This window comes from Psychrobacter sp. UBA6739 (assembly GCF_002453835.1).
GTDB lineage: Bacteria > Pseudomonadota > Gammaproteobacteria > Pseudomonadales > Moraxellaceae > Psychrobacter > Psychrobacter immobilis_A.
The window spans coordinates 145981-161217 of sequence record NZ_DKHR01000003.1 but is presented as its reverse complement, the minus strand read 5'-3'; the positions used below and the strand labels follow the sequence as shown (position 1 = coordinate 161217).

Here is a 15237-nt window from a genome sequence, read left to right as displayed (position 1 = left end):
GACTAACTGGACTCACCTATGACTTTCGCTAGCCCTATCAAAAATATGGTGACGCATGCTAAGAAAACCCCATTTTCAATCACATCAGTCGCCTTGATAGCCGCGGTAGCATTACTACCTGCGTGCAGTACGGTATCAGTGAATAAGCAAGCGTCAGCGAAGACGATTACTGCGCAGCGCGGTAATATCGTCACCACCAAAAAATTAAGCAGTGATACGGCATCAGCGCTCTTATCGGCAGGGCTCAATGAGCAAGCCTGTATGCAGCAGTTTGATTTATGCCTCACTCAGCTTACTGACAGTATTTTGAATGAACACTACCGTCCTGCTTTGGCAGTTTTTGCAGAGTTACACTACGCAAAAGCGCGACAGCTTTCTGCCTCTCAGGACTGCCGCAATGCGCTGGCTCGCCCGCCACTTGATCCTTATTATGCCAATGCACCTTTAGAAGATACAGAAGCTAAAGTCCAGCAAGAAAACACCAATCGCTGTCTAACAGGTTATCAAGAACGATTATTCGATGCTATCAAATCCAGTTATACCTATTTATTTTATGACAGTTTGACGCATGATTTTGAGGGCGCAGATCAAGACAAAAGCCCCTCTCAGGCACAGAATCGTATTCCAAATGACACCGATATTCAGACCCAAGACATCTATAATGCCGCCAGTAATGATGTGATAACCCAGCTTTATAGATCAACCAACGGCTCAAATAAATTGATGGGCGGCACCAAAGTAGATTATTTACCCACATCCGCTAGCAATCTTAATGACAGTAGCCAAGCCGCGATTGCCAATTATTCACCGCTCAAAGGTAAACCTACTGATCAAGTCAACGTCATGAAAATACAAATTGATGATTATGATCTTGGTGTTTATTTGCCTAATGAAAATAACTATTTGCAAAATGCACATAAGCAGACCTCTGCACTAGCAGACTTGGTTTCCACTTACGAATTACGCCTCTCTGGGCTTAACTCAATCAGCAAACGTCCAGGCTTAGGTATCAGCTTGGTGGCCTCACTGGATGACCGCTATACCACCACGATTCGCCAATTATTAGTGTCATCATTGTCAGGTCGATTGACCAATGAAAAAGATGGAGACACAGATGAGAGCAAGCCAAGTTCGCGTATATACCCTACTGGACATTTGCTATTAACAGGATTGATTGAACCAAGCGGCGATAGCGTACTGGATGTACTAAGCAGTCGCAAACTCGATATTCATTTATACAACCCATACCAAAGCGAAAGCGTTAATATCCTTAATAGTGACTATCCACTGGCGGCTAACTTTTCTGCAGGTTATGGCTTGTGGCTGTCTGAGAACCAGCTAGATGGCGTCGGTTATCTCAATTTAATCACTCGCCAGCCAGAGGCCAGACTGCCCAAATTATTCATGCTTGAGCCTTATGATCCCAATAAGCGTGTCCTGATTATGCTGCATGGTTTGGCTTCTAGCCCTGCCACTTGGGTCAATTTAACCAACGATATTCTCAACGACGATAAGTTGCGTGATAACTATCAAGTGTGGCAGATATTCTATCCAACCAATTTGCCCATTTTAGAAAACCGTTATCAAATACAACAGTTAATCAACAGCACCTACGAGCAAACTGATCCTAAAGGACAAAATCGCGCCAGCAAAAACAGCGTGATTATCAGTCATAGCATGGGTGCCATTATCGCCCGCATGATGCTATCTGATGAGAACTTGGTCGATGACCTAGATCGATTAGACGATCAAAATGTGCTGTCTGACAGTGAAAAACGTAAGATTCGTGACGCACTTAAAGCATCATTTGGTGAAGATCAGCTAAAAGAACGCTTTGAGCTAAAAGCCTTACCCCAAGTAGATACGGCTGTCTTTTTATCAGCGCCTTTTCGCGGAACTGACTATGCAGATCGCTGGTTCACTCGGGCACTGCGCCGTATTGTCTATTTGCCAGTCGGTTTGGTAAAAACTGTCACGGACAACTTGGCAACTATTGCCACACAAGGTGATTTGGCACAAAATCCTTTGGGTGCGTTATATTTACAAAATGGCGCAAGTCAGCTGAGCGACAAATCCTCTTTTATACAGCTGACGAAAGACATCACCATCAATGATCGTGTGACCTATCACTCTATCATTGCCAATAATGATGCCGATATTACTAAAGGATTGGCGCAAATGCAGCCAGCCGGTGCAAAGGTTGATTTATCGCAAGCAGTAGAAGAAGACACCAAAGATGAGACAGGCGGTACCAGTAGCTCTTCTGATAACTCAAAGCTATCTGCCCAACCGCTAGTTGCAGCCGTCACCGTCAATGAAGATATCAGCCAAGCACTAACTGAACGTCTCTCAGATGGTATTGTTCCTTATACCAGTGCTCATCTTGATGGCGCAGCCTCTGAGACGATTATCAGCGGTGGTCATAGCATTCAAACTAACCCGCAAACTATTTTGACATTGCGCCAGATTTTACACAAACAATTACAGGAATGATGATTGCTTGTGTCATATAGCACTGCACTGGTCTTTGCACTTTAAAATTAAGAGTAAAGCAGATGGCTTTGCAACTTTGTACTCTGTTGGATATTTGTGCCTATACTAGTACACAAATAAAACATTACTGTTATTAAGGTGAACTTGATAACACCTTGTTTTCCCAAGCGATTAGTCTGATATATTTGGGTTTATCTCAGCAGTTTTTAATGACTAACAGGTATGCGACCAATCTGTTGCGCAGCTTGCGTGTGTATCGAGGGAAGCGCATAATATATTGACAGCACCTGACAGTAATGTATTAATTTATAGGGATATAAATTACTTAATTCAGCTAAACAGTCGTTAGCTTAGCCGCACTCTATCCCTAAGATTGCTCGCTAATCAACACTGAGCCATTGCCCGTACTATTTTTTACCTTAATCTATAGACGATTGCGGGCAGTTACTTGAGCGTTTTATGGAAGCCAGCGCTATTCAGCTAACAGATAAGGGTAACCGTTTATGTTCGCTACGTTTATGATTGACCAGCTCGATGCGCTGATGCTCGCGCGTATCCAATTCGCTTTTGTTATCTCGTTTCATATTGTCTTTCCCGCCTTTTCTATCGGACTTGCCAGCTGGTTAACGGTGCTTGAATTCCGTTGGCTCAAAACAGGCGAGCCTATCTATGCTGAAGTCTACAAGCATTGGGTCAAAATATTTGCCGTGGTATTCGGTATGGGCGTGGTATCCGGTGTAGTAATGTCCTACCAGTTCGGTACTAACTGGGCGGTCTTTTCTGACAAAGCCGGTAACGTCTTGGGCCCCCTACTCGCCTACGAAGTATTGACCGCGTTTTTCTTAGAAGCGTCTTTTTTAGGTATTATGCTGTTTGGTTGGGGGCGCGTGAGCAAACGTATGCACTTTGCTTCCACTGCCATTGTCGCCATTGGTACACTGATTTCAGGCTTTTGGATTTTAGCCGCCAACAGCTTTATGCAGACGCCGCAAGGCTTTATGATGGGCGCAGATGGTCTTTTATATCCTACCAACTGGCTTGAGATCATCTTTAGCCCTTCATTCCCTTACCGCTATGCTCATATGATGACAGCGGCATTCTTGACGACTGCCTTTGTCATTGGCGGGGTTGGTGCTTATTATATTCAATCTAAAAAGCATACTGAACACCGTCAACATGGTCGTGTCATGCTAGGTATGGCCATGATTATGGCGATATTTGTCGCACCCGCTCAAGTATTGATTGGCGATGAGCATGGTCTAAACACTTTAGAGCATCAGCCAGCCAAAGTCGCAGCGATGGAAGGTATTTGGGAGGATGAGCGCGGCGCAGCGTTACGCTTATTCGCTATTCCTGACCAAGAAAACCAAACCAATAAATATGAAATAAGTATCCCCTATGTTTCAGGTTTGATTCTTACCCATTCGTTAGATGGGGAAGTAAAAGGTCTAAAAAACTGGGCACCTGAAGACCAACCACCGGTGATGATTGTATTCTGGGCATTTCGCATCATGGTTGGTATTGGCATGTTAATGGTGCTGGTCGGCTTATTTAGTCTCTATAAATACTTTAAAAAGCAGCAGTATAATCCCGAAAGTGTCTGGTTCCACCGTGCTTGGATGATGATGACCCCACTTGGCTTTATCGCATTATTGGCGGGCTGGTTTGTGACCGAGACAGGACGTCAACCGTGGACTGTATATGGTGTGATACGCACCGCAGAAAGTATGTCACCGCTCGCAGCACAACAAGTGGCAACCACGTTGATTGGTTTTATTGTCCTCTATATATTTGTCTTCGGTGCAGGCAGTTTTTATATTCTACGCTTGATCGCTCAAGGGCCAAAACCGTACGAAGATCCTGCCGATGATAACTTCTATGAGCACTCAGTGACCGAAAGCCAAGGTCGTGCGCTCAGTGGCGATAGCAATCCTGCTAAGAGTACTGAAGAAGATATAGATACTCCTGCAAACGACGTCGATGATGGAGGGTTACGCTAATGTTTAACTACGGTGATGTATTAGACTTACCTTTAATTTGGGGCGGACTGATCGCTCTATCCGTCTTTATCTATGTATTGCTTGATGGCTTTGATTTGGGCTGTGGCATTTTGTTTCCCTTTGCTGGCTCAGATAAAAACCGTAGCCGCATCATGAACTCTATTGCCCCGTTTTGGGATGGTAACGAGACTTGGCTAGTATTGGGCGGTGGCGGCTTGTTCGCTGCTTTCCCAGTGGCTTATGGCATCATTATGACGGGGCTTTATCTGCCTGTTACTTTTATGCTATTCGGTCTAATAATGCGCGGTGTGGCATTTGAATTTCGCTTCAAAGCATCTTCACGTCGTCACGTATGGGACACTTTCTTTTTTGTTGGTTCAGTCGTTGCTACATTCTCTCAAGGTATTATGCTTGGGGCGCTTGTACAAGGTCTTGAGGCAAGCAACCGCCTATATACTGGTGGGCCATTTGACTGGCTCACACCTTTCTCGATCGTCTGCGGCTTTGCCATGATTATTGGTTACGCCTTACTTGGCTCTACATGGCTCATTATCAAAACTGAGCATACCCTACAAGTCTGGGCACGCAAAGTGTCTGGCTGGATGCTGTCTGCTTTGGTAGTGGCAATGATCGTCGTCACAGCGTTTATGTATTTTTCAGACATTAATGCCCTCGAAGGCTGGTTTGGCTTTCCAGGTCTATTATATCTAGCGCCTATGCCAATTATAGTTTTACTATTATTTTTCTTGATGCGTAAAGACTTAAGTGGCGAGCGCGAATATCGTCCTTTCTTGTTGACTGTGGCACTGTTTTTGATGGGCTATATCGGGGTTTGTTTCGCCATGTTCCCATACATCGTACCGTATCAGATGACGATTTATGAGGCAGCCGCAGCTGACACCTCACTATCCTTTATGTTAGTTGGTGCCGTTATAATGCTACCGATTATCCTGAGTTATACCGCTTTTGCCTATTACACCTTTAAGGGTAAAACTGGACATGAGCATATGTACTAAGGGTAAACAAAGGATATAAAAATGTGGCTACTGCAAATATTAGCAGTGGCTACACTTTTTAAAGCGCATTAACATGTAGTAGGAGGCGAGCATGAAGAAGCTCAGTAAGAAACAGTCACAATGGGCATGGTTCATTGGGCTATATATAGCAGGGTTTGCAGTTATTTTTACGATTGCTCAATTAATCAAGTTGGCTATGGGTATCTAGTAGTCATTTGCAGCCCACTTAGTCATGGCTATATCACATAAAAAAGCAGCGCCGATTCATCGACGCTGCTTTTTTATGTGATTACTTATATAAGACTAATAAGAATTAGGCATCTTAATCTAAGCCCTTTATTATAAACACCATAGTCTAAACGCCATAATCTAAGCGCCTTGATGGTGATCAACACTGTTACTTTTGATAAATTCATTTACCTGCGCCAAGCGTTCAGGCGTGCCCACATCTATCCAATTATCAGAAATTATTTCAGCCGTGATTTGGAACTTTATCATCGCTTGCTTGAGCAATGGTGCCAACGCCGCTGGCTGACCTGATATCAGCCCATCGACCAATCGTGGTGACATCACACTAATGCCAGCAAAGGTGTATTTGTCTGCATCACCAATCGGCTGCTCGCTGGCTAAACCATTATTGATCGCAAAATCACCGCCGTTATTATGCTCTGGATTGTCAATCAATAACAGATGTGCGCGCTGATCTGCGCCAAGCTTATAATCTCGCAACTGCGCAAAATCATAGGTCGTCCATACATCTGAGTTCACTAAGATAAATGGCTCGTCGCGCAGCTTGCCAGTTTGTAACGCTTGAAAAATACCACCTGCGGTCTCTAGAGGCTCATCATCCTCTACTGACCAATGCAATTTAACACCGTATTGACTGCCATCACCCAGTGTATCCATCAGCTTATCAGCCAGCCATGACGCATTAATGGTGATATCAGTGATACCAGCTGCTTGTAGCGCTTTAATGTGCCAGACGATAAGCGGCTGTCCACCCACCTCTACCAGAGGTTTGGGCGTATCAAGTGTTAACGGACGCAGACGCGTGCCCTTACCAGCAGCCAAAATCATTGCTTGGGTAATCATTGCTCGGTCAATCTCAGACATGTGCGCTCCTTTTTTTATTTTATGGGATTATACATTCAGATTAAAACTTGCTAATGTTTTAACGTCACTTATCAAATGAGCATTACTTATCAGATGAGCATTCGCGTCAAATAAAGCTCGCAAGTGCTTCGTTCTAAATATATTGCTGTACGAACTTACTTTGATAAGCTGGCAGTATATTATCCCTGAGACTCTCATTAAACGGCGCTACTGCTTGTTGCATATGCGGTCTACCGTGCGCCTCTAACCATTCTAACTCGAACATTAAATCACGCATCACCTTAGGAATATCCGCCAAATAGCGGTCTTTACCATCTCTCTCAGACAAGCGAATAAAAATTCCCAACACTTTTAGATGGCGCTGCACGCCCATGACATTTATATCGTTTTCGAGCTGCTCTATGCTATCTGCCGTAGTCAAGCCTGCCTGCTTTTGCAACTGCCAAAAATCATTAATCCATGCAGAGACTTGGCTCTCTGGCCATTCTACATAAGCATCTCGCAGCAATGACACCAAATCATAAGTATAAGAGCCGATGACGGCGTCTTGAAAGTCAATCACGCCTAAGCGCGAGCGATCCGCTTGGTCCTGCATCAAATTGCGACTGTGATAATCACGATGGACGATGACTTGTGGTTGCTGCAAAATCTCTTTTATTAAGGCTTCTTTTAAAGTATTCCATAATGCTTTATCAAGCTCGACACCGATATAAGGTATAAACCAATCGCTGAATAAATCCATCTCACGATCTAATAACTCGGTATCATAATCTGGCAGTTGATGTTGCGACTTGGCTGTTTCAACTGGCACGGTCTGTAGCGCGACCAACGTCTGCATTGCCAACTGATAATGCTCATCTATCTGCGCAGGCGTCGCATCAACGAGCAGATGGGCGAACTCTACCGCACCAAAATCCTGTAACACCAAAAATCCTTTCGTCACGTCTTGCGCGATGAGCGTCGGCACATTGATCGCCGGTGCCATCAGCTTAGTCACATTGATAAACTGGCGCATGGCGTCTTGTTCGTCCGCTGAATCCATGACAATATAATGTGCGACTGTCGTGTCATTACTGTCTGACAGCTGGATTCTATGGTATTGGCGAGCACTTGCGTCACCGGGTAGACTATCGAGTTGGAACGTTTGACCAGCAAATACTTGCTGCAACCAGCTCTCTAATTGTTGTAGACGGCTATTGAGTTTGGTATCGATCATATTAGGCTCTAAAAGTATTTTATCAGTCATAATGGGCATCGCAGGTTAAATATAAGTTATAAACAATTAAAGTAGTGATAAGTCAGGCAAAACCTTGTTAAAATAGCAACGTCTTGAGCCAAAAAAACTGCGATAGCAGGCGTATTGGGATATCATTCGACATCTAGCGCTGAGCATAACCTCAGCAACCATTCAAAAAACAGCTTGGCTATATTATAAATTTTGGTAAATAGTGTAGCTGATTTGGTTTTTTTTGACTATGATTAGTCGTCATTATATGTAAAACAGCCAAATTCTTAAGATAGCATTATCAATCAGTGATTTTTTAGTCGTTTATTAACCGCCATACATGATTAATAATATGGTTACTAAATTCAGTATCGCAATTCAATAGGCTCTGCAATCATAGGTGTGCCCTTGTTATATTCTCCGCTTTACCAAAGCATCCGTTTGATCTTATTTGGTGCCTTAGGCTTGTCCAGCCTAACCGTTAGTGCTGCGCCCAGCAATGCTGACACACAGCAAACTGAGTCGCTAATCACTGACAGTAGCACCCGCTATATCTCTGATGTTACACCTGATGCCAATCGCAGTAGCGTCCAAAAAGACAGCGACTATAATGATATCCGCTATCAAAATAGCAATAATCAAAAGACTGACTTTCAGCGTAATACGTCTCAAAAGGCTGCTACTGATGACAATGCGTCAGACAATAGTTTTGACAATACTTTTAATGAAAGCGCTTTTAATGAAAGCACCTTCAACGACAGCATCTCTAATGAGAATGCTACTAATGAAAGTCCTTTAGACAACCGCCCTCTAGAAATTACCGCCATCAACGAGAGTGATGATAAAGGTTTTGTACCAGCATCAGATACGATTGCGACCACTCAGAACAATAGCACTGCCCAGCTTGCTGAAACCACTGCACCTAAAGCCGCACAGAAGACTGGTAAAGTTGATGTGAGTGATGAAAGTATTCAAGATAGTCTGATGCGTTTAGCAGAATTTTATGAGCTGACACCTGATACAGATGCCTCAACGTTAAACAATGGTGATAATGCTAACCAAAATGTCATTCAAAACGAGCTAACACCTACCCCGCAAACCATTCCAAAAGTGGGTAAAAACTTACAGTTATTACCGAATGCTGTAGATAGCGCCCAACGCTGCGAAGGTCAATGGGTTTATCCAAAGAGCAACCCCAACTATCAACGCGCGGTCAATGAGGCAGGAGCAACCAATGGGCAGCCTGCGCCAAACTTAAATGGTCTCCCGAATAATCAAGCGCCGCTGTTTTCAGAATCAGATTATGGTTATTATGACAATGTCGACTATGCAGAGCTGTCGGGCAATGTCATCATCAATCAGGGTACCCAGCAGATAGAAGCAGAAAAAGTCTTGTTAGATTTGAGCAATGGCGTTGCCGCCGCTCAAGGCAAAGTCATGTTTACTGACCAAGCGACAGGTCAGCAAGTATTACGCAGCAACGCACTAGATAGCAATGCAACAAACCGCTCATCGAATAACCCCCAAGCCAATTTCACTGAGAAAGCATCAAAAGACGGGCTTATTGGGGTCGCCGATAGTTTAAATTATAATACTGAAACTGGACAGTCGACAGCCAATGATGTGGCTTTTGCTAGTGTAGAACTGCAAGCTCATGGTTATGCCAAGCGCTTGAACAGACCGAATGACAGTCAATATGAGCTAGATGACGTCATGTTTAGTACCTGTCCACCAACCAATCGTAAATGGCAGTTTGATGCCAAAAGCATTGATTTGGATACCGATACAGGTCGCGGCGAAGCCTATAACACTACTTTCCGTATCGCTGACGTGCCTGTGTTCTATTTGCCTTATTTCAACTTCCCGATTGATAATCGTCGCACCAGTGGTTTTTTATTGCCGAATGCCAGTATCAGTAGTGAAAGCGGTCTTGAGGTTGATATACCCTACTATTTCAATTTGGCACCCAATTATGATGCCACGCTCAATACCCATATTTATACCGATCGTAATCCTATGGTGTCAGGCGAGTTTCGCTATCTGACCGAAAGTTATGGCGAAGGTATTTTTAATGGTTCATATTTGCCTAATGACAAAGAGTACAATGACGAAGACCGCTCTAGCTTCTTTTATGATCATTATTGGTCATCTAAGAGCATTCCACGCTTAAGCGGTGATGCAAAATACAGCTATGTGTCAGATTCAGATTACCTCAATGATTTTGACACGCTGGGTCTATCAGACAGCACCATAAACTTACCACGCCGTGCGCGTGTCAATTATTATAATGACTATGTTGATGGTGAATTAAAGGTAGAAACCTTTCAAACTCTAGACGCTTTTACCAGTAATGGTAAACCCTTAGAAGACAAAGATAAACCTTATTCAAGATTGCCGCAGCTCAAGCTCGATTATCGACTGCCTTGGGCGAAGAGCTTCGATATCACTGGTGTACATGATTCCGCTTATTTCAAAAAATCCATCGACGATGGCTCTGAGAATGAAAAAAGTGGCGGGCGAATTTATAATAAACTCAGCGCCGTTTATCCAATGGAAAAATCTTGGGGTTATATCAAGCCCAAACTGAGCTTACAACATCTCTATACTTCTTATGACGAGGACAGCTTAGCCGACAACCAGTTGAGTGATAAAGACGGTAGCCAGTCGGTATTTGTACCTCAAGCCAGTATCGATGCAGGTCTGAATTTCTATCAAGCAGGCTCGCCTTTTGGCGCATTCGACGATACCATGGGTGGCTATCGCTTGCTAAGCCCACGATTGAAATACACCTACTCGCCATATGAAGACCAAAACGATATTCCGAACTTTAATACGCGTATTGCCTCTATTAACTATGAACAGCTGTTTTCTGACAGTTGGTTCTTAGGGCATGATCGCTTGCAAGATTTGCATTCGATTACTCCTGGTATCAATTATCGTTACATCGACGCAACGGGTGTGACACGTTTTGATGGTAGCATTGCAGAGCAGTTTTATATCGATAATGGACGTGTTACGCTTGATGATCAGCAACCTGTCTTCACCTCTTCATCTTCAGGGATGGTTTGGGATACCAGCACGCAACCTTACAACAACTTTTGGGTTGATGTTAGTGGCGCACTGACCAATGATTATGATTTAAATTATATTACGACTGAGCTGCGTTATCAGCCGTCTGACAACAGCTTGTTTAATGTTGGATTTGTCAAACGTCAACGTGATGAAAACACCGATCAGCTGCCACTCTCTGCTTTTACCGCATCGGCTGTCTTTCCAATCAATAACAGCTGGCGAATCTTGGCTCAAGGTCAATACGATTACAATCGTGATAAAGTCCTTGATTCGTTGGTCGGCGTTGATTACGAAGATTGCTGCTTTGGTTTTGCAGTTTATGGTCGTCGTTACTATAATGACTTAAATGTCAAAGACAAACCAACGCAAGCTATTATGGCAGAGATTAGATTGAATGGTTTGGGTAGTGGTAGCAGCCGCCTGACTCGCTTACTCTCTGATAAAATCTTGGGCTTTGAACCTGTCCAGACTGCTTGGAAAGATTAAGACCGTGCTTGTATAAATATTTTTGCTATATATTTCATAACCCTGTTTGTAACCCTATTATGGTCAATCCTGTCTAATATTTGACTGTTAAAAGTATTAAACAGTGTTGACCAACTACCATCCGATGCGATGACATTGATGAGGAGCATCATGAGATTTTTTTCTTTACGTCAAACCAGCCGTGCTGTATTGCTAGCTATGAGTGCCAGCCTTGCGCTTACATTGAGCGCCCAAGCTGCCACCGTTAAACCTGCAAAATCACAAGCGCCTCAGGCAAATGCCGTGACCGCGCAGAATAACGTCAATCGTTTGACGCCAGCCAATAGCACCGATGGCATTATTGCTTTAGTCAATGAAAATGCTATCTTAAAGAGCGATTTGATCGATGCTACTACCCAAGCACAAGCACGTGCACAAGCGGCTGGTGAACCAATAGCAAACTCAGCACAACTACAGTCTGAGGTGTTAAATGCGCTCATATTGCGTGAGTTACAACTGTCCATGGTTAAGCGCGTCGGTTTAAACCCTGATGAAGCGGCTATTAATCAACGCCTTGGTCAAATCGCGCAAGCAGAAGGGCTGACGAGCATCTCAGCTTTGCAACAGCGTTTGGACGCAGCAAAACCTGGTAGCTATGCGGCGCTACGTGCGCAATTAATCGAAGACGCAGCCATTCAAGCCTTGCAACAGCGCCAAATCGGTAACCGCGTGCGCATTAGCGAACAAGATATTGATGCATTTTTGGCCTCGCCTGAAGCCAAGCGCTTAAACCAGAGTGAGTATCAAACGATTCATGTACGAGTGCCTTACATGGATGACTACAGCCGACTCTCAGAAGCCCAACGCAATGAGGCGTTAAAGGTAGCAGAAGCTCTGCGTACTCGCCTGCTTGCACCAAACGTTGATGTCGCTGAAGCGGTCGCTGCCAGCCAAGGCAACTATCCTATTCCGCTACAAGGTGGCGATATGGGCTTTCATAAAGCCGCTTCTCTACCTACAGAGCTATCAAGTGAGATTACCAAACTTGAGGTTGGTGCGGTCAGCGCACCACTAATAACGCCTGAAGGCATCGACATCATCAAACTTGCTGACAAAAAAGCCAGCGACACTATGCTGATACCACAGTGGCGTACTCGTCACATATTGGTAAAAGTTGATGAGCTACAGACAGACGCGCTTGCTGAGCAAAAGATTAATGATTTGTATGAACAGCTACGCAGCGGCGCTGATTTTGCTGGTTTAGCATCGACCTATTCAGATGATCCCGGTTCCGCTGGCCGCGGTGGCGATCTTGATTGGGTGAGCGAAGAAGATATGATTGGTCCATTCGAAGCCATGATGAAAAATACGGCGGTTGGTGACTACTCTGCTCCTTTCAAAACCCAGTTTGGCTGGCATATATTGAAAATAGACGGCAAACGCCAACAAGATATTAGCGATCAATATCGTCGCAACATGGCACGTCAAGCGCTTTATCAGCGCTTAGCACCGCAAGCCAAAGAAGACTGGCTACAAGAGCTACGCGCAGGTGCTTACATCCAAGTACTTGGCTAACTGATATAGGCATCGATAAGTCAAATCTAATAATGCTTTGTCAAAAAGGGTATATGCTAATGCATGTACCCTTTCTTTATTGACGTTTATTTATGCGCTAAAAATAATCAGAAGGTCATCTTAAATATATTGCAGCATATCCAAACACAAGAATATCGAATAAAATAAATGTAAGCATTACGCACACAAAGAAAAGCCCCGAACCTAGGGCGATTGGTTCGGGGCTATGGCGCTTCATATTGTTGTTATTATTTCTTCCATGCTGACTCATCCTAAGTCATAAACAGTATCCTATAAGACAGCGGGCTGACCTGTGTTTTATTGATACTGTCTCAACACTGCATCCATGCGTATCCTTGTGTTGATGCAGGTATTGTAGGGTAATCAGTTTAATGCGACTAGAGGCTAAAGACCTTATTTAACGTAAGCATATGCTTACAGCCTCTTTTAACATTGCATCATACGATGGCTATAGTATTGGCAGGCTATCAACCCTAACTTCTCTGCTCTTCTGCATGTTCCTTTGAGACTTTTTCACCTTCTTTTTTACCTTCTACTATTTTATTATCAGTCTCTTTTATATCTTCCGCTTCTGCAGTAGGGGCATTTTGCGCTTGATTGCTCTCCTCTTCTGGTTCGTATTGTAAAGTCGTCATAACAGGAAAGTGATCCGAACCTATCGACGGCATACGCCGAATATCTACCACCGTAAAGCAAGCACTATGGAAAATATGATCCAGCGCCCAACGTAAAAATGGATAGCTGACATGAAACGTATTGATAAAATGTCGACCAATACGCGGATCCAACAATCCTGAGATACGTTGAAAGCGTCGAGTCGTCTTTGACCATGCCACATCGTTGAGGTCGCCTGCCAATATCGCCGTTTGCTTGTTTTCTTTGATGTGTTTGCCAACCATCAATAGCTCAGCATCGCGGGTAGTAGATTTATCCGCTTCCGTCGGGCTTGGCGGCATGGGATGCAAGCAATACAACCAAATCACGCGACCACTTTGCAGGCGCAGTTGGGCATGAATAGAAGGTATGTCATCAATCATCAAGTACTTAACTTCAGGATCAATCAACTCAAGCTTAGAATAAAGATGCATCCCATACAGATTATCTAGTGGCACTTTCACGGTGTAAGGATAATCAGCTTCGATTTGATGCAGCGCTTTTTCCCATTTTTCATCACTCTCTAGCGTAATTAAAATATCAGGCTGTCTTTGCTTCACCAAATCCACCAATTTTTGGGTGTCATCATTGGGCGTTAGTACGTTTGATACCATTATTTTTAGTTGATGCACCTGCCCTTCTGGCTTGTCTTTTGCCTTTTGAACTTCTTTTTTCCATAGCTTGGTATAAGGCAATACCATCCTAAGCTGAAAGGCTAATGTAATGCTTAAGACGGTAAATAACAGCCACTGTCCCAGCTGCCACTCTGACCAAAAAATCAGCATACCAACCCAAGCAATGACACCCAATACCATGATCTGAATACGCGGAAATTCAACACCGCGCACCCACCAATTATCCAGTGGTATCCAGCCCCAAATCGTCACAAATGCGATGAATCCTGCTAGCCACTGTATGCTGTAATATAATAGTGAGAGATCCATAGTATGTATTAGCCGTCTATTAAATGATGAATATCGCCATGGTTTTAACTGAACTGACGTTAGCTGTTTACTTTAGCATTTCAGAAGGTTATCGCCTACTGATGAGCATGGATTATTCGTTAACCGCTATAAAACATTACACTTTTAATTCGCCCACCATAACGAATACTACGGACGAACTTATTTTTAGGGCTATCTACTTGTGGCGAGTGAGGCATCGCCACTATCGCCATTAGGTTAATAACTTAAAGTTATACTGAACATCATTAATAGTGTATGAAAAACCACTAAAAACGGCCAAAACGCCTTGCTTTTTATGGCTATTCACGGCATTGTTATCGGCTGACAATGCAACAATTTATGGTAAAAAGGATTGAGTTTCATGAGTAATTTAACAGTANNAGTAGGCTTGGTAGGCTGGCGCGGCATGGTCGGTTCAGTATTAATACAACGTATGACTGAGGAAAAAGACTTTGACGGTATTACACCCGTGTTTTTCTCAACCAGCAACGCAGGTGGTGATGCCCCAAGCCTTGATGGTATTCATACCGGCCAATTAAAAGATGCTCATGATATTGACGCGCTAGCAGCTTGTGATGTCATCATTACCTGCCAAGGCGGCGACTATACCTCGCAAGTCCATCAACCGCTACGTGATA

General features: G+C 43.8%; 10 protein-coding genes (1 of these 10 only partly in view). 7 read left to right on the top strand and 3 right to left on the bottom strand.

What is annotated here, in order from left to right:
- The first annotated feature begins 18 nt into the window (after positions 1–18).
- From B2575_RS01005 to B2575_RS13555, 4 genes are all read left to right on the top strand, one after another.
- Complete coding sequence (locus B2575_RS01005) at positions 19–2493, top strand: esterase/lipase family protein (RefSeq protein ID WP_296239795.1); 2475 nt, start codon at positions 19–21, stop codon at positions 2491–2493.
- Between the two features lie 503 nt (positions 2494–2996).
- Positions 2997–4493 carry a cytochrome ubiquinol oxidase subunit I gene (locus B2575_RS01000; RefSeq protein WP_087814611.1) on the top strand — a complete coding sequence of 499 codons (1497 nt, stop codon included), beginning with the start codon at positions 2997–2999 and terminating at the stop codon, positions 4491–4493.
- Complete coding sequence (gene cydB / locus B2575_RS00995; RefSeq protein ID WP_045445007.1) at positions 4493–5509, top strand: cytochrome d ubiquinol oxidase subunit II; 1017 nt, start codon at positions 4493–4495, stop codon at positions 5507–5509. The genes B2575_RS01000 and cydB overlap by 1 nt, the downstream gene beginning before the upstream one ends.
- 91 nt (positions 5510–5600) lie before the next feature.
- The gene (locus B2575_RS13555; RefSeq protein ID WP_372815413.1) at positions 5601–5717 is read left to right on the top strand and encodes a DUF2474 domain-containing protein; all 117 of its coding nucleotides are present in this window, start codon (positions 5601–5603) and stop codon (positions 5715–5717) included.
- A gap of 161 nt (positions 5718–5878) precedes the next feature.
- Here the strand turns inward: B2575_RS13555 and murU are convergent, their stop codons facing one another.
- Entirely contained in the window at positions 5879–6622 is a 744-nt protein-coding gene (gene murU, locus B2575_RS00990) for an N-acetylmuramate alpha-1-phosphate uridylyltransferase MurU (RefSeq protein WP_296239794.1), read from the bottom strand.
- Between the two features lie 133 nt (positions 6623–6755).
- The gene (locus B2575_RS00985; protein ID WP_296239793.1) at positions 6756–7838 is read right to left on the bottom strand and encodes an aminoglycoside phosphotransferase family protein; all 1083 of its coding nucleotides are present in this window, start codon (positions 7836–7838) and stop codon (positions 6756–6758) included.
- A gap of 993 nt (positions 7839–8831) precedes the next feature.
- Here B2575_RS00985 and B2575_RS00980 point away from each other — a divergent pair.
- Together B2575_RS00980 and B2575_RS00975 are read left to right on the top strand one after the other, a co-directional pair.
- Complete coding sequence (locus B2575_RS00980; RefSeq protein WP_413786812.1) at positions 8832–11405, top strand: LPS-assembly protein LptD; 2574 nt, start codon at positions 8832–8834, stop codon at positions 11403–11405.
- Positions 11406–11555: 150 nt separating this feature from the next.
- Positions 11556–12959 (top strand): peptidylprolyl isomerase, encoded by a 1404-nt coding sequence (locus tag B2575_RS00975; protein WP_201559866.1) that lies wholly within the window; start codon positions 11556–11558, stop codon positions 12957–12959.
- Positions 12960–13453: 494 nt separating this feature from the next.
- Here the strand turns inward: B2575_RS00975 and B2575_RS00970 are convergent, their stop codons facing one another.
- Positions 13454–14578 carry an endonuclease/exonuclease/phosphatase family protein gene (locus B2575_RS00970; protein WP_201559867.1) on the bottom strand — a complete coding sequence of 375 codons (1125 nt, stop codon included), beginning with the start codon at positions 14576–14578 and terminating at the stop codon, positions 13454–13456.
- 382 nt (positions 14579–14960) lie between these two features.
- Here B2575_RS00970 and asd point away from each other — a divergent pair, with 382 nt between their 5' ends.
- On the top strand, positions 14961–15237 hold the start of the coding sequence (gene asd, locus B2575_RS00965; RefSeq protein WP_296239792.1) for an aspartate-semialdehyde dehydrogenase. Its footprint extends 854 nt past the window's final position; 277 of the gene's 1131 nt are visible here — the first part of the coding sequence; its start codon is at positions 14961–14963; its stop codon lies beyond the right edge, outside the window.

Excerpts from the sequence above, each read along its gene's own strand:
- B2575_RS13555 (WP_372815413.1), top strand. The coding sequence starts at position 5,601 with ATGAAGAAGCTCAGTAAGAAACAGTCACAATGGGCATGGTTCATTGGG.
- B2575_RS01000 (WP_087814611.1), top strand. The coding sequence starts at position 2,997 with ATGTTCGCTACGTTTATGATTGACCAGCTCGATGCGCTGATGCTCGCG.
- murU (WP_296239794.1), bottom strand. The coding sequence starts at position 6,622 with ATGTCTGAGATTGACCGAGCAATGATTACCCAAGCAATGATTTTGGCT.
- B2575_RS00970 (WP_201559867.1), bottom strand. The coding sequence starts at position 14,578 with ATGGATCTCTCACTATTATATTACAGCATACAGTGGCTAGCAGGATTC.
- cydB (WP_045445007.1), top strand. The coding sequence starts at position 4,493 with ATGTTTAACTACGGTGATGTATTAGACTTACCTTTAATTTGGGGCGGA.
- B2575_RS01005 (WP_296239795.1), top strand. The coding sequence starts at position 19 with ATGACTTTCGCTAGCCCTATCAAAAATATGGTGACGCATGCTAAGAAA.
- B2575_RS00985 (WP_296239793.1), bottom strand. The coding sequence starts at position 7,838 with ATGATCGATACCAAACTCAATAGCCGTCTACAACAATTAGAGAGCTGG.
- B2575_RS00980 (WP_413786812.1), top strand. The coding sequence starts at position 8,832 with ATGCGTTTAGCAGAATTTTATGAGCTGACACCTGATACAGATGCCTCA.
- B2575_RS00975 (WP_201559866.1), top strand. The coding sequence starts at position 11,556 with ATGAGATTTTTTTCTTTACGTCAAACCAGCCGTGCTGTATTGCTAGCT.